The sequence below is a fragment of the Streptomyces sp. NPDC005492 genome, from assembly GCF_040605995.1.
In the GTDB taxonomy this organism is placed as follows: Bacteria; Actinomycetota; Actinomycetes; order Streptomycetales; family Streptomycetaceae; genus Streptomyces.
On sequence record NZ_JBEXDX010000034.1, the window covers coordinates 37,097 to 51,439 of the forward strand.

At 66.5% G+C, this 14,343-nt stretch carries 16 protein-coding genes; 14 read left to right on the forward strand and 2 right to left on the reverse strand.

Annotation, left to right across the window (positions count from 1 at the left end; genetic code table 11):
• Window positions 1-81 precede the first annotated feature (81 nt).
• The 9 genes from ABZT04_RS33530 to ABZT04_RS33570 all read left to right on the forward strand — a co-directional run bounded on the left by ABZT04_RS33530 (window position 82) and on the right by ABZT04_RS33570 (window position 6,026).
• On the forward strand, window positions 82-261 hold the full coding sequence (locus ABZT04_RS33530; protein WP_356060930.1) for a hypothetical protein: 180 nt from the start codon (window positions 82-84) through the stop codon (window positions 259-261).
• A gap of 3 nt (window positions 262-264) precedes the next feature.
• A complete protein-coding gene (locus ABZT04_RS33535; RefSeq protein ID WP_356060932.1) occupies window positions 265-954 on the forward strand; it encodes a cupin domain-containing protein in 690 nt (229 codons plus the stop codon).
• A gap of 81 nt (window positions 955-1,035) precedes the next feature.
• Window positions 1,036-1,803 carry a hypothetical protein gene (locus ABZT04_RS33540; protein ID WP_356060934.1) on the forward strand — a complete coding sequence of 256 codons (768 nt, stop codon included), beginning with the start codon at window positions 1,036-1,038 and terminating at the stop codon, window positions 1,801-1,803.
• Between the two features lie 41 nt (window positions 1,804-1,844).
• Window positions 1,845-2,549 (forward strand): HEXXH motif-containing putative peptide modification protein, encoded by a 705-nt coding sequence (locus ABZT04_RS33545; RefSeq protein ID WP_356060936.1) that lies wholly within the window; start codon window positions 1,845-1,847, stop codon window positions 2,547-2,549.
• Window positions 2,546-3,214, forward strand: coding sequence for a putative 2OG-Fe(II) oxygenase (locus tag ABZT04_RS33550; protein WP_356060938.1), 669 nt, complete (start codon window positions 2,546-2,548; stop codon window positions 3,212-3,214). The genes ABZT04_RS33545 and ABZT04_RS33550 overlap by 4 nt, the downstream gene beginning before the upstream one ends.
• Window positions 3,211-3,819: a hypothetical protein gene (locus ABZT04_RS33555; RefSeq protein ID WP_356060940.1), complete on the forward strand. Its 609-nt coding sequence runs from the start codon at window positions 3,211-3,213 to the stop codon at window positions 3,817-3,819. Before ABZT04_RS33550 ends, ABZT04_RS33555 begins: the two co-directional genes overlap by 4 nt.
• A 35-nt stretch (window positions 3,820-3,854) precedes the next feature.
• Window positions 3,855-4,067 (forward strand): hypothetical protein, encoded by a 213-nt coding sequence (locus ABZT04_RS33560; protein ID WP_356060942.1) that lies wholly within the window; start codon window positions 3,855-3,857, stop codon window positions 4,065-4,067.
• A 217-nt stretch (window positions 4,068-4,284) separates the two neighbouring features.
• On the forward strand, window positions 4,285-4,419 hold the full coding sequence (locus tag ABZT04_RS33565; protein ID WP_356060944.1) for a hypothetical protein: 135 nt from the start codon (window positions 4,285-4,287) through the stop codon (window positions 4,417-4,419).
• A gap of 452 nt (window positions 4,420-4,871) precedes the next feature.
• Window positions 4,872-6,026 carry a hypothetical protein gene (locus ABZT04_RS33570; RefSeq protein ID WP_356060946.1) on the forward strand — a complete coding sequence of 385 codons (1,155 nt, stop codon included), beginning with the start codon at window positions 4,872-4,874 and terminating at the stop codon, window positions 6,024-6,026.
• A gap of 66 nt (window positions 6,027-6,092) precedes the next feature.
• Here the strand turns inward: ABZT04_RS33570 and ABZT04_RS33575 are convergent, their stop codons facing one another.
• Both ABZT04_RS33575 and dnaE read right to left on the reverse strand, forming a co-directional pair.
• Window positions 6,093-6,452, reverse strand: a complete 360-nt coding sequence (locus ABZT04_RS33575) for a DUF6300 family protein (protein WP_356060948.1) — start codon at window positions 6,450-6,452, stop codon at window positions 6,093-6,095.
• Complete coding sequence (gene dnaE / locus ABZT04_RS33580) at window positions 6,449-10,048, reverse strand: DNA polymerase III subunit alpha (protein ID WP_356060950.1); 3,600 nt, start codon at window positions 10,046-10,048, stop codon at window positions 6,449-6,451. Before dnaE ends, ABZT04_RS33575 begins: the two co-directional genes overlap by 4 nt.
• A 318-nt stretch (window positions 10,049-10,366) precedes the next feature.
• Here dnaE and ABZT04_RS33585 point away from each other — a divergent pair, with 318 nt between their 5' ends.
• The 5 genes from ABZT04_RS33585 to ABZT04_RS33605 are packed head-to-tail and all read left to right on the forward strand — an operon-like array spanning window position 10,367 to window position 14,279.
• A complete protein-coding gene (locus ABZT04_RS33585) occupies window positions 10,367-10,810 on the forward strand; it encodes a hypothetical protein (protein WP_356060952.1) in 444 nt (147 codons plus the stop codon).
• A gap of 41 nt (window positions 10,811-10,851) precedes the next feature.
• A complete protein-coding gene (locus ABZT04_RS33590; RefSeq protein WP_356060954.1) occupies window positions 10,852-11,247 on the forward strand; it encodes a hypothetical protein in 396 nt (131 codons plus the stop codon).
• Between the two features lie 53 nt (window positions 11,248-11,300).
• Complete coding sequence (locus ABZT04_RS33595; RefSeq protein ID WP_356060956.1) at window positions 11,301-13,706, forward strand: phage portal protein; 2,406 nt, start codon at window positions 11,301-11,303, stop codon at window positions 13,704-13,706.
• Window position 13,707: 1 nt separating this feature from the next.
• Window positions 13,708-14,061, forward strand: a complete 354-nt coding sequence (locus ABZT04_RS33600) for a thermonuclease family protein (RefSeq protein WP_356060958.1) — start codon at window positions 13,708-13,710, stop codon at window positions 14,059-14,061.
• A 5-nt stretch (window positions 14,062-14,066) separates the two neighbouring features.
• Entirely contained in the window at window positions 14,067-14,279 is a 213-nt protein-coding gene (locus ABZT04_RS33605; protein WP_356060960.1) for a hypothetical protein, read from the forward strand.
• The last annotated feature ends 64 nt before the right edge of the window (window positions 14,280-14,343 follow it).

Here is a 14,343-nt window from a genome sequence, read left to right on the forward strand (position 1 = left end):
TTCCGGCTTTTGCTCGCGCCTTGCGGCCTGGACCTCGCCACGGACGAGGTTCTCGTTCAGTCGGTCGACACAGAACGGCGTGTGGTGGAGCTGCGCCCACGCAAGCTGGCCGACCTGGGCAGGAGCGACGTGCTCCACGCGACGCAGGTGCACGACCCCGGAGACCGCGCCCTGAACGCGTACTCGCTGCAAGCACGCGCGAGCGACTGCTACAAGAAGGACGGTTCCCACTTCTACATCATGGCCGGGCAGGAAGGCTGAGTGATGGAGATACGGGACTCACCTTTCGAGACGGCCTCCGCCTTCCTCACCCCCCTGGCAGCGATGGCGCTCCCCGGCATTCGGCTCGCGCACGACCGTCTCACCCACGAGAAGGGAGTGTTCACCGAGGAGTGGCTCGCTGGCCGACCGCTGCCGCTGGCTGACGCGAGGCAACCGGGCCAAACGGTCGCCCTGGTCGACGGCGACGGCTTCACCCGCTCGCTCGGCGCGGACAGTGCCACTCACGACCATGATGTCCGGCCGAGGACCCGGGTGTACGAAAGCCTGCACGTGCGGAGCAATAGCTGGGTCAGCCTGACGGCGCTCCACCTGGCCGGCCTACTGCGACGCGATGTGGTCTGCACGGCCTACGAATCGCACGCCGGCGACCTCAACCTGGGCCCACACGATGACCTCTGGACAGGCCTGATCGTGCAGATATCCGGAGCGAAGCGGTGGTTGGTCTGGCCGAACCCCCAGGCCGCTCCGGAAGAGTTCGTGATGAGGACCGGGGATGTGATGGTCCTGCCGCGCCGCATGAAACACGACGTCAGCACCCCTGAAAACCCCGGCTACTCATTGCACCTGGTCTTCGCCATCACCGATCGCCCCATCGAGGCCTGGAGCGCCCCGCAAAGCAGCGGCGTGAACCATCTCGATAGGGACGAACGAGCCATACCAGTAGCCGGTTGAGGACTCGACTGTGAACACAACGAAGAGCGCCGTCAACCCCGGTGAGCTGGGCGTATGACGAGGCCTTGCGAGGAGGAGACCATGGCACCACCCGATGATCAGAGACTGACCTCCCTCTTACTCACCTTCTACACCACCGCGCGTCTCGGCCAAGGGCGGCTGAGCGACAACGGAGGACCCTTCGGGTTCGACATCTTCACTGCCCTACAGGTGGATTTCCTCATCGACGCGTACAGCTGCGACGGCATCGTCGAGACCGGATGCTTCCTCGGGGACACCACCGAGTACCTGGCGAACCGCTACCGGCAGTTGCCGATCCGTACCTGCGACATCGACGCCAACTCTGCAGGGGCCACCCGGCAGCGGCTGGCGGGGCACCAGAACGTAACTGTCCTCCAGGGAGACTCTGCGGCCCTTCTCCCGAGCCTTCTGTGTGGCCTGAAGCGCCCCCTGGTCTACCTGGACGCCCATTGGCAGGAGAAGTGGCCCCTGCGCGACGAACTCACTGCCGTTCGCGAAGGTGTGGTGGCCATCGACGACTTTTACATCGGGCACGACCGCTTCGGCTACGACCACTACGACGGCGTGCGATGCGGGCCGGACCTCGTTGCTCAGGCTCTACCCGGCGTCGACGAGTTGTTCGTCGGGAACCCGTACGCCAAATACCCGGTGCCCTGTTTGCAGACAGGACGCCGTTCGGGGACCGGGTATCTCGCGCGCGACCTTGACTCGGGAGCCATGGCCCGCTCGGACCTCTTCGTACGAGTCCCGCTTCGGCCGGAGGTCATGATGCCGCCGTGGGAGATATACGGGCCCCCACCGCGCAAGCCCGCGGAGGTGCGTGCCTGATGCCTGCTGACACCCACGTCGACGTCACGGTCTTGAACGGAATGCCCTTCCTCGACCGGGGCTTCACGGTGCCGCGGCTGTTCGGAGGGGTGGTGGCCGTGCGCCAGATGCATGGGGCCCGCATGAACGTGGAAGGACTGCCGGCGAAGGACGATCTGGCCGCGTGGCTCAGCCCAGAGGTCGCGGTTCTGACCCGACCGAACGCCTCGCCCGTCCCAGCCCGGCAGCTGTCGGTTCCACGAATTCGTCGTATCCGACGCTCCGTTCGCGAGCTCGGAGACCTCGTGCCCTTCTGGCGGCCCCTGATGGAGCTGCCCATGCGGTATCACCTGTTGGAGCAGGGCGACACGTCGCTGTCGGCCTCCACCTACCTGTGGCCCCAGCAGATCCTTCTTGGCGACGCCGCCTTCGACAACAGCCAGGCCCTCGACGAACTCCTCGTGCACGAGATGTGCCACCAGTGGCTCTACCTGATCGAGGAGCTGTGGCCCTTCGACGTGTCCAACGCACGCCGTGTCGCCCTGCCTTCGGGCACTCCCAACCGAGCCCCGCGCGAGGTGATCGGCGCGGCCCACGTGGCAGCCACGACGATCCGCATGTACCAGGCGCTCAACATCCACGATGGCCCCCGTGTCGACTACTTCACGTCGTACGGCCGCGGCTGCCTCGAACTGCTCGACCAGCTCGACGAAGACCTCACCCCGGCCGGCCGCATCATCGCCGGCCACCTCAAGGAGGCGCTATGACGACGACGCGAACCCATTCGACCACCTTCACGGCCTGGCCGACCGGCTTCTACCAGGCCGACCTGACCGCGATGGACGGCCCGGGGCTCGGCCTCGAGACGGTCCAGGAGATGAACTCCCAGCTCCGGACCCTGATCCTCGATGCCGAAGCGAAGCAACCGGAATACCGGTTCGGCGTCATCGGGGCGCAGAAGTCCAGCCTCGACATCCTGCGGTGGGACCACCCAGCCGTCGACTGGCTACGCGAACGCATCCTTCACGCGCTCCGCGACCTCACCCTCGATGCCCTCTCCGACAAGGAAGATCTGGCAGCGCGGGTATTCGAGAAGTCCGCGATCCGTGCCGAGGGCTGGGCCGTGGTCTACCACGAGGGCGGCAGCCACCGGCAGCACACGCACCACGACTCGGTGTTCTCCGGCACCTACTACATCGAGACCGGCGGCGTGGGCCCAGACGCCGGGCACCTCCAACTCCTTGACCCGCGGCCCGCCGCCGTCGCCCGACATGGCTCCCCAGGGGTGTACTCCGTCCAGCCCCGGCCCGGCCTCCTCGTCGGCTTCCCCTCCTGGCTCCCGCACAGCGTGAAGGCCACCCTCCACAACGGAGGGACCCGCATCTGCATCGCCTGGAACGCCGCGTTCGACACCTCGGAGGCCCTTTCATGAACACGATGCTGATGCCGGGCGAGAAGACCGTCACCCGCTTGTGGGAGACCGCCTGCGGCGTACGCAGGATTGACCTGGCGACGATCATCCGCCTCTTCGACATCCCCCTCGAAGGCCCGCAGCAGGAGTTCCTGCCCCTGGAAACCGCGCTGACCGACCCAGACACCCTGCGCGCTGAATTCATCTCCGCGATGGACGAGTTGGAGCAGGAGCACGGACTTCAGGGCGGTGTGCCGAGCTACGCGGCCACCGACGAGATGAGGCTGTCCGAGGCAAGGCGCCCCGACGGCACGATCAAGATGAGCGTCCAGGTCTGGCGCTGCGGCTTCGAGCTCCCCCAGTACGCCTCATCCTCCGATCTCTTCGGCTGGTGCTTCCTGCACGCCACCCAGCCGAAGCACGAAGACTCCGGGTCCGTGGCTCTCCTTGACCCCCGCGCGGGGAGCGAGGGGACCGCGATGCCCGGTCTGCCCTGGGGAAGGGAAGTCACCTTCCGTCCCTCCCCGGGGCTGCTGGCGGTCGGACCGGGCTGGCTGACCAGCACGGTCCGACCAGTGGAAGACGGCCAAGCCGTCGTGGTGGCGGTCGCAAGCAAGACCGCCTGACATCTATATCCCTTCGCACAACAAGGAGATTTCGCATGAGCGACACCGTCGTCGAATCGAAGAGCCTCGCCCTGGACGCGCCCGGCATGGGTGTGACCGCGGCGGACGTCGAGGAGTGGACCGAGCTCGCGGCCGGCGGTCTGGTGGGCACCGGCGCGAACAACTGCGGCGCCGTCCAGAACAACCAGGCGCTGCGCCCGGACACCACCGTGACCCTGAAGCCGTCGACGCCCACCGTCGCGGCCTGACCGCTCCGAACCGCCCTGAACGTGGGGCGGGGATCGTCGTTGGTCCCCGCCCCACCCACTGAGTGAGCGCGCATGCATGACGATGGGGCCGCACCAATCTGGTGCGGCGCCATCAGCATCAGCTCACACGTCAACGACGAGGACTGATCCCGGCACTGCAGAGGGTAGGAACCGTCGTCAGCACACTCACGGATCGACTCGTTCAAGGAGGAATGCGATGAACGCCGAATCAGTGCTCCGCGACCTGGAGGAAATGTTCACCACCTCGGCCCGCACCATCGAGCCGACCACTGAGGCCCGGCACCGCAAACCCTCGGGCCAGGGTGACCAGCGCGTCAACGAGGACGACTGACCCTCTGTCCTCAACGGGGCCCCTCCTTGCGAGGGGCCCCGTCCCAGTCCCGACGTAAGGAGTGGCTGATGCTGAGTATGCGGTTAGATGCCGCGTCGATCAGCACGTCATGGGAGTGGGCCGGTGACCGCTGGCGCAGTGGCTCGTCCTGGATCTCCCCCTACGATCATCCCGCGCTGGAAACCTGGTCGGTTCAGGACAGCCAACGTGTTGTCTTCCAGGTACGCGAGCGGACGCCCGGACGGCCGCTCCACTCACCAGGATCACCAAGGCCATTGAGCACACGGGCCTACAACGAAGCGGTCAGTGAGGCAACTTCGTGGGCGCGGGCACACCATCTCATCGAGATCACCCCCAACGGGATCACAGTCAGCACCGGAGCGCACGCTCCGGCTCCTGTCTACTTGACGGCGAATCACGGCATCTTGCACGGGCACTGGGACGTGACGCGCTTGCGCAGCACGATGCCGCACCAGCGTCTTGATCCCATCGAGATCGCCCGGCTGTTGGCTCTGACCGGTCACTACAGCACCCGCACCGCGTGGCAGGGCATATCCCTGCTCACCGAACGCTCCAGCGCCTGGTTCCACGATGGAGAACTCCGGATGCGGATGCCTGAGCCCGCTCACCACGATGAGCCCCGCGAACTCGCCCCGGACGCAAGGGTCCTCGACGGCTACGAACGGCTCCTCGACGCCGTACTGGCGGACCACCACTACGTACCCGAGCGGACCGCGGTCGAGTTGTCCGGAGGGATGGACAGCAGCAACGTGGCCATGTCGTTGGCCACCCGCCACGGGCCCGTCCTCTCCAGCGGCGCGCTGATCCAGGAAGGTGCTGCCGGGGAACAGCAGAAGCGGCGCCGGGAGGCGATGATCCGTTACGCCGGCTTCCAGGACACCGTGCTGCGCGCCGCCGACTACCTGCCGCTGGACCCGCGGCACGCCCCGCGCGTGCAGTTGGGACCCCACGAGGAGATCTACCTTGCCGGGCACAGCCGGCTGCTCGCCAACTGGAAGGCAGACGGCGTGCTCTGGGCCGCGGCCGGGGTGGGCGGGGACGAGATGCTGAGCCTGCCGCCGGAACCACACCCGCCGCTTGTGGCCTCAGACGTCCCGTGCTGGCTCACCCCCAACACGTTCGAGGCTCTACGGGACCAGGAGAGCGGCATTCCCCCGGCACCCCCGATCTCCGACTCCACACTCCGCGCCCTCGCCTGCGGTGCGCCCATGTACCTGCGGGCCGGGGTGTGGCCGCTGTACCCGCTCGCTGATCCCGTGATGTGGCGCTTCGGGCAGTGGCTACCGTTCTCCTGGCGTCGGAAAAAGCGCCTGGCCCGGGTCCGCCTTCAACGCCTCGGCTTCGATGCAGAGGTGACCCATCCGCCGCTGCGAGAGAACTTCCACGACGTGTTGCACCAGGCCCTCACCCGATTCGCTCCGGCCGCAATCCGCTCCATGCTGGAATCGGGCTCACCGCTGATCGATGGCAAGTTCATCGACGCAGACGAGTTGGCGGCAGTCGCCGTGCGGCTGGAGCGCCAACAGCCCACACAACATGACTCGATGGTGGCCCATGTACTGCGCCTGCACCATGCCCTGACCTAACGCCCAAGACTGAAGGGGCCCGGCTACTCAACCGCAGACCGGGCCCCTTCAGGCGTTCCCGAAGGGCTACAACTCGCCTCGTTTCCACAGCTCGAACTCGGCGTTCAGCGCCCCTTCGTCGACCGTGCGCTGCCGTACGGACTCGACCCACGCGGCAACAAGCCCACCGAAGACGTCCAAGTTCTCCGGGCTCACGTGGCCGTCGACCGCGTACAGCGCGAGCAGTTCGGCCGCGGCTGGGTCCCCGTGATGGCAACCCGGACACAGCACCGCTTCCCTGAGACCTGAGACGTCCCGCCCAAGGCCGTTCTTCCAGGCATGGGGAAACCGTGCGAGGAGCAACGTGGGGCCGCCGCACTGCGGGCAAGCTGGCGTGTCTTCGACCTTGAGGAGGATTGTCTCCTCATTGCGCTGCTCGCCTCTCACGCCACGCCCTGCCAAGCCTCCGCGCCGAAGGAACCCTTGATGTCGGACGCGATAGTTGCCGCGTTCACCATCGCCTGAAGCTGAAAGATGGTCGTCTTCTGCGGGCCGCGCACGGTCAGACGAACGGGGTTCTCCCCTGGGTGAGCTCCCATGATCCGTTTGAGTTCCTTCACCGTGGGCTCGTTGATGCGGTGGTAGGGAAGAGCGAGCTGGACAGGCGCCGCACCGTTGCGTTCGGCGGCTGTGACGTCGAGTACCTGCAACTCCTGGCCGAAGATGCTGACGGTGCCGTCACGATCGTTGAGCCTGCCAAAGACCGATACCACAGCGTCCTCGACGAGCGCGCCCATGACTAGCTGGTAGGAGGCCGGGAAGAACAGGACCTCTATGGTGCCGTCACGGTCGGCCAAATTGACGATGGCCCACGCGTTGCCCTGCTTGGTCATCTTCGGCTGGACACTGGTGATCAGCCCGGACAGACGGACCATGCCCTCCGTGCGGCCAGAAGCCAGCAGCTCGGGAATGGTGGTGTCGCGGTTCGCTGCCAGGATGTGCTCAGTGCCATCCAGAGGGTGCGCCGAGACGTACATCCCAAGCATCTCCCGCTCAGTGGACAGGAGCTGCTTACGCGGCCATTCGCTCTCGCCGATTGGCACGTCGAGGCCGAACCCGTCCCCTTCGTCGCCGCTGCCGCTGCCCATCCCTGCGAACAGGTCGTCCTGCCCGTATGCGGCGGCCTTCTTCAGAGGCACGACCGCATCAATGGCCGCTTCGTGAGCGGCCGTCAGACCCTTGCGAGTGTGGCCGAGTGAGTCGAAGGCGCCGGCCTTGATAAGCGATTCGACAGCCCGCTTGTTGAGTGCGGGCAAGTCGACCTTGTCCAGGAAATCAGCGAACGAGGTGAACTTCCCCTGGGACTTGCGGGCCTCGATGATCGCCTCAATGACGTTGTCGCCGACGTTGCGCACCGACCGGAGGCCGAAGCGCACATCGTCGCCGATGGCCGCGAACTCCGCGACGGACTCGTTGACGTCGGGCTGTAGAACGGTCACGCCCAGCTTGCGGGCGTCGGCCAGGTAGATGCCGGCCTTGTCCTTGTCGTCTCCGACAGAAGTCAGCAGAGCGGCCATGTACTCGGCCGGGTAGTTCGCCTTTAGATACGCGGTCCAGTAGGAAACGAGGCCATAACCGGCGGTATGGGACTTGTTGAAGGCGTATCCCGAGAAGGGGAGCATGACATCCCAGATGGCCTTGATGGCCTCTTCTGAGTAGCCGTTTGCCTGCATACCGTCGTGGAACTTCTGCCACTCCGCCGCCAGCACCTCGGGCTTCTTCTTACCCATGGCGCGGCGCAGCATGTCGGCGCCGCCGAGCGTGTACCCGGCGAGAGTCCGGGCGATCGCCATGATCTGCTCTTGGAAGATGAGCAGGTGGTGAGTGGACCCGAGGATCGGATCGAGAACTTCCTTCAGCTCGGGGTGGATCGGGTCGGGTTCCTGCTTGCCGTTCTGCCGCAGCGCGTAGTTCGTATGCGCGTTGGCGGCCATCGGGCCGGGCCGGTACAGGGCGAGGGCGGCCGCGATGTCCTCGAATCGGGTCGGCTCCATGAGCTTCAGCAAGGCGCGCATGCCGCCGCCGTCGAGCTGGAACACACCGAAGGTGTCACCTCGGCCGAGAAGCTCGAACGTCTTTTTGTCGTCGAGGGGGATGACGACTGTCTCTGTGTCGCCGTCCATGGGGTCAACGCAGGCGAGTTTGACGCCGCGGTTCTCACGGATGTTCTGGATGGCGTGGTCGATCACGCCCAGGTTCCGCAGTCCCAGGAAGTCCATCTTGACCAGCCCCATGTTTTCACAACTGGGGTAGTCGAAGCCGGTGATCTTCACGCCGTCGGAGGCCCGCATGTGCAGCGGGATACGGTCGGTCAGCTTGGTCTTGGACAGGATGACCGCGGCCGCGTGGACACCGGTGCCGCGGGTCAGGCCCTCGACGCCCTTGGCGGTGTCGATGACCTTCTTGACGTCCGGCTCGTTCTCGTACATCGTCCGGATCTCGGCGGCCTCGCCATACCGAGGGTGCTGCGGGTCGAAGATGCCATCCAACGGGATGGACTTGCCCATGATGTCCGGCGGCAGCGCCTTGGTGATCCGCTCACCATGGCTGAAGGGGTAGCCGAGGATGCGCGAGCTGTCCTTGATCGCGTTCTTGGCCTTGATCTTGCCGAACGTGTTCACCATGGCGGTGTACTCGTCGCCGTACTTCTCGGTGACGTAGCGCACCATCTTGTCGCGCTGGCGGTCGTCAAAGTCGAGGTCGACATCCGGCGGGTTGATGCGCTCAGGGTTTAGGAACCGCTCGAAGAGCAGGCCGTGCTCAAGCGGGCACAGCTCAGTGATGCGGGTCGCGTAGGCGACGATCGAGCCGGTGGCCGAACCACGACCAGGCCCGACCGGCACTCCGTTCTCCCGCGCGTACTTGCAGATGTCCGCGACCACGAGGAAGTAGCTGGAGAAACCCATGGGGCCGATGACCGACATCTCGGTCTCGAAGCGTTCCATGACCTCGGCGGGGATCGGGTCCCCGTAGCGCATGGCGAGGCCCTTCAGGCACTCCTTGCGCAGCCAGGACTCCTGTGTCTCCCCCTCCGGCACGTCGGGGAACTGCGGCATCTCGTCGACGTTCTCGAAGACCGAGTCATACGACTCGATCCGCTCCGCGATCAGCAGTGTGTTGTCGCACGCCTCGGGCAGTTCGGAGAAGAGGGCGCGCATCTCCTGCGCGGTCTTCAGGTAGTAGCCACTGCCCTGGAACCTGAAGCGCTTCTCGTCGGCCTTGTTCTTACCGACGCCGATGCACAGAAGGTTGTCGTGCGCGTCCGCCTGGTCCTCGTGGATGTAGTGCGCGTCGTTGGTGGCCAGAAGCGGAATGTTCAGTTCCTTGGCCAGGCGCAGCAGCCCGTCTCGGACCTCCCGCTCGATGGGCAGCCCATGGTCCATCAGCTCCAGGAAGTAGTTCTCCCGACCGAAGATCTCCTGGTAGGCGCCGGCGACCTTGCGCGCCTCGTCGTACTGGTTCAGCCTCAGACGGGTCTGGATCGCACCGGAAGGGCATCCGGTCGTCGCGATGATGCCCTCGGCGTGCTCGCTGATCAGCTCCATGTCCATACGTGGCTTACCGGCGGGGAACTGCCCGGTGTAGCTGGCCTCAGTGGACAGGTAGAAGAGGTTCTTGAGGCCCTGGACGTTCTGGGCCCACATAGTCATGTGGGTGAAGCGGCCCCCTCCGGAGACGTCCTTCGAGCCCTCGCCGTCATCCGACATGGCGCGCTGCCCGCCCGGGCCCCAGAACTCTTGCCTACGGTTGCGGCGCGAGGATGGGGCGACGTACGCCTCGATCCCGATGATCGGCTTGACCTTGTCGAAGCCCTTGGACACCTGATGGAACTCGTACGCACCGAACATGTTGCCGTGGTCGGACATCGCCACCGCTGGCATGCCTTGCCGGTCGACCTCAGCGAACATCGGCTTCAGCTTCTGCGCGCCGTCGAGCATCGAGTATTCGGTGTGATTGTGCAGGTGAACAAAGCTGTCGGCCACCGGGCGGGCACCTCCGAGATGGATCGTGGAATGCCCCACCCTATCCCTCTCAGAAGATCAGATCTGGGGGCTACACACGGCCTTCTGGCGCGTCGGAAACGATCACATCCGTGACCTTCAATGATCACTCAAAGGTGTTGATCCACTCCAGTGAGTTGCCCCAGATGGGCGACGTGTAACAGATCACGGTCGTTGACGTTTGGGCTGTGAAGGGGGTTGCACTTTGCGTCAACCCCGCAGCGCTCCGGAGGAACGGTGACTACCGCGATAGCTCCCCTCTCATCCGAGACCGACCACCGGTCGCACCTGCAAGAGAGCTTGTTCGCCTGGCTTGAGCCCGAGATGGCGCCCAAGGCGGAGACCAAGACGCTTGAGGCGTCCGCCCCAGAGCCCCCGTCCCCGCCAGCAGCGGAGGAGAAGCCGGATCTCTCGCACGTGTGGGTGGTGGCCGCGGAGATCGAGGTCACGCCCAAGGTCGCGAAGATCGCGGACTACCGCGGCAGCTTCAAGGCCGTCGAAGGGCAGCGCGTTGACGCCCTGGAGGTGTACTGCAAAGGCTGCCGACGCCCGTACGACGAAGTGCGGGGCGACGACTGCGCAGCCAAGATCGACAACCGGCATCTGATCGGCGGCGACCAGAGCACCCGCGCGAAGCGGAAGATCCCCGTACCGCCGAAGAACGCACGCGTCGTCCCCGGCGGCAGCATCCAGCGCCGCGGCATCGGTGCCTACATGTCCGGAGTGTCCCGCCCCCCACGCTGAGCACGCGACACTAACGCCGCCCGCTGTTCATGGTGCGCGGCGTGACTACTCAGCAACCTCAGCCGTCGAACGACGACCCGATTGTCGCCACCACCGACATCACTGGGTCGGTGCTCCCCGACGCGAAGATCGGCCGGGAGGCGTTCGGGTTCCTCCTGCTCTCGTTCGGTGTGCTCGGCGGCCTCGGAGCGCTGGGCGCCTTGCACTGGGCCGCGGGCCTGTCCGCCGCCCTCGTCGGCCTGTGCACCAGTGGTGTTCTCGTCCGCCGCAACTCCAAACGCCGATGGCAGCAAGACGCCGGAGCCATCGCCGCGTTCAGCAGCTACGCGGGACAGACCGCCGTTCTGTTCTATCTGTTGCCGCCGCTCGGATGGCTGGCCATCAGCCTCCTTGCCGTCGCCGCTGGCCTGTGGCTGTCCAGCGATGAGGGGGCATGATGCCCCGCCAACTCTTCCCCGCACTCCGCGGTCTCCTTGTTCCCAGGGGAGCCGTGGAACCCGCACCCCCGCCCGTCGAGACGAAGGACCTGCTCGCCGGGGGCGTCTACACGTCCATGACGCTCGCCGGCGTCACGAACGTCTGGGGGACGCCAGGCCGCGCAGACGGCTGGGATCTCGAGCGCGTCATCATCGAGGGCTACGAACGCAGCATCTGGACCTTCAAGTCCATCGAGGCGATCAGCAAGCACGCCAGTACCCTGCCGATCCAGATAGGCCGGGGAGGCGATGAACGGCGCTTCGAGGAGACCCTCGACGACCACCCGCTACTTCGCCTGCTGAACAAGAAGGCCAACCCCTTGGAGACCGCCGACGTCTTCAAGAAGCGACTGAGCGCGCAGCTCCTTCTGTCGAAGAAGGGCGTCTTCATCGAGAAGACCTACTCGCGCGGCGGCACCCTCACCCGGCTCGATCTGCTGCCACCGGACCGCGTCCAGATCATCCCGGACGACGAGAACGGCGACTACGTCAAGCACTTCGAGTTCACCAACTACGCCGGCCAGGTCCGGGAGCTGAAGCCGAAACACGTCATCTGGATCAGGGACCCCCACCCGCTCGATCCGTTCTGCGGTGTCACCCCGCTTGAAGCCGCGGGGCTGTCCGTCGACCTGGACGTCAAGGCCCGCACATACAACATCTCATTTATTGACAATGACGGCAGACCAGGCGGAATTGTCGGTATCGACCTGGACGGCGTCGACCCGCGCGAAGTCGACCGCATCCAGAAGCGTCTGGCCCCTGGCGCGCACAACGCCGGGCAGCTCACCCTCGTCGGCACCGGCCCCGGCGGTGTCACGTACGTGGACACCTCCGCCCGGCCGCGCGAAATGGCGTACGAGACGCTGGCCGGCATCTCCAAGGGCGAGATCCTGGCCGCCTTCGGCGTGCCCGAGAGCATCGTCGGCAACGCCTCCGAGCGCACGTACGCCAACGCGGACCGGGAAGAGTGGAACTTCTGGGACCACACCGAACTGCCCCACCTCAACCTGGTGGCTTCCGGGTTCGACCCTGAGCTGGACGACGGCTGGACCGTCCGGTACGACACCTCCCGCGTCCAGGCCCTCGAGTTCCCCCGCCGCCAGGCCCGGCAAGAAGCCCGGGAGGAGTTCGACAAGGGCCTCATCACCATCGACGAGTACCGGGAGATCGCGGGCCGGGAAGCCTTCAACGTCCCGCAGTCCCGCGCCCTGTGGATCAGCCCGCAGAAGGCGCCCATACCCGCCAACCCGCAGGACGCCGCGGCTCTCGGCCTCGGCCCCGACCCCGCCACCGGCGGAATGCCCGGCGCGGCGCCCACCGGCGCCCCGCTCCCCCAGGGCGCAGCTACGGAAGACTCCGCGGCCGCGGACGTGGCAGCCGCGCGGGCCGTCGGACCCGGCCAGGGCCCGGCGGCCGCCGTCGCCGCGGCACGAGCGCAGGCCCCCCTCGCACTGCCCGCAGGCAGCACGGCCACGGATGCCGTCGCCTCCGCGCGCGCCACGAACACCCCGGCCGCCCCGGGCGATGCGGCCGCCGACGTCGACCGCGCCCGCAGCGCACAAGAGCAGACCCAGCCCGGCGAGGCCGCCGAGGACGTTTCCGCCGCTCGCGACACGATCGAGAGCAAGGCACTCCCCCAGGACGACGGATACGAAGTCACAGACGACGACTTCGACGCCCTCTCCATGGCCGTGGCAGCCGCCGTCACCGCCCTCCTGGCGCGCCAGGAGGGCGTCATCCTGGCCCGGCTCCGCGCACCGAAGATCCGCAAGTACACGCGGTACTGGCAGCCGGAGAACGACAACGACGTCCGGCACGTCGACGCTGACCTCGACCAGAACCGCGTCGTCAGCGCCGCCCGCTGGGCTGAGGAGACCTCTCAGACCCTCACGCCGATCCTGCAACAGGCAGCTATCGCTACCGCCCGCAAGGTGGGCAAGGCCCTCACCGGCTCGGACGACGTTCCCCCCTCCGCGGCCGCGGCCGCAATCGTCACCGCGGCGTTCGCCGGCGAGGCCGTCACCGCGTTCCTCACCGAACTCGCCGCCGCCCTCGCCGCCGCGCAGAACGAAGCCAAGGACGTGGGCGACCTGGAGCACGCCGTCGTCAGCTACTACCACTCCGCAGAGCCCGCCCTGATTGCCCGGATCGCCGAGACCTGCGCTATCTCGACCATCAACGGCGCCGCAGACGCTGCCGCCGAACACGCCGGCCCCGGCGTCGTCCGCACTTGGATCACCCGCGGAGACGACCGCGTACGACCCGCACACAAGGCGCTGAACGGCAAGACGCTCCCCGTCGGCACCCCGTACACCGTCGACGGCTCCGGCCTCCGCTACCCAGGCGACCCCTTCGCGCCGATCGCCCTCACGATCAACTGCCGATGCCGCCTCCACTACTCCACAGACGAGGTGAGCTGACGTGAACACCTACCCCGCCACGCTCGAGCGCGTAGTCGACGGCGACACACTCGACCTCGACATAGACCTCGGTTTCACCATCCGCACACGCCAACGCGTCCGCCTGCTGGGCCTGAACGCCCCCGAGAAGAACACCGACGAGGGCAAAGCAGCGAAAGCGTGGGTCACCGACTGGCTCGCTCAACATGGCCCCGGCCTCGTCGTTGAGACACACCGCCGCGAAAAGTACGGCCGATGGCTCGCCACCATCACGTCCGGCGACGGCGCATGCCTGAACACCGACCTGATCGACACCGGCCACGCCGCCCCGTACGACGGCCACGGCCCCCGCTCTCTCCCCGAACCGAAGGAGTAGCCGCCATGTGGGCCGCCATCTGGATCGCCTGGACCGCCGCATTTGCCCTGGCCGAGGGCATCGCCCTGGCCAACAAGCGGGACGAGGACACCCTGTCGGAGAACGTCCGCCGCCTGTTCCGAACCCGTACCAGCAGAGTCGGCCGAGCCATATTCACCGCCACCTGGTTTGGATTCAGCGGCTGGTTCGCCCTGCACATCCTCACCGAGACCATGTGAGCGCCCGGGTACCCCCCCCAGCCGCACCATGCCCAGCGCGCGACGCTAAGCGCCCGCGCTCTGC

Excerpts from the sequence above, each read along its gene's own strand:
- ABZT04_RS33535 (WP_356060932.1), top strand. The coding sequence starts at position 265 with ATGGAGATACGGGACTCACCTTTCGAGACGGCCTCCGCCTTCCTCACC.
- ABZT04_RS33540 (WP_356060934.1), top strand. The coding sequence starts at position 1,036 with ATGGCACCACCCGATGATCAGAGACTGACCTCCCTCTTACTCACCTTC.
- ABZT04_RS33545 (WP_356060936.1), top strand. The coding sequence starts at position 1,845 with ATGCCCTTCCTCGACCGGGGCTTCACGGTGCCGCGGCTGTTCGGAGGG.
- ABZT04_RS33550 (WP_356060938.1), top strand. The coding sequence starts at position 2,546 with ATGACGACGACGCGAACCCATTCGACCACCTTCACGGCCTGGCCGACC.
- ABZT04_RS33555 (WP_356060940.1), top strand. The coding sequence starts at position 3,211 with ATGAACACGATGCTGATGCCGGGCGAGAAGACCGTCACCCGCTTGTGG.
- ABZT04_RS33560 (WP_356060942.1), top strand. The coding sequence starts at position 3,855 with ATGAGCGACACCGTCGTCGAATCGAAGAGCCTCGCCCTGGACGCGCCC.
- ABZT04_RS33565 (WP_356060944.1), top strand. The coding sequence starts at position 4,285 with ATGAACGCCGAATCAGTGCTCCGCGACCTGGAGGAAATGTTCACCACC.
- ABZT04_RS33605 (WP_356060960.1), top strand. The coding sequence starts at position 14,067 with ATGTGGGCCGCCATCTGGATCGCCTGGACCGCCGCATTTGCCCTGGCC.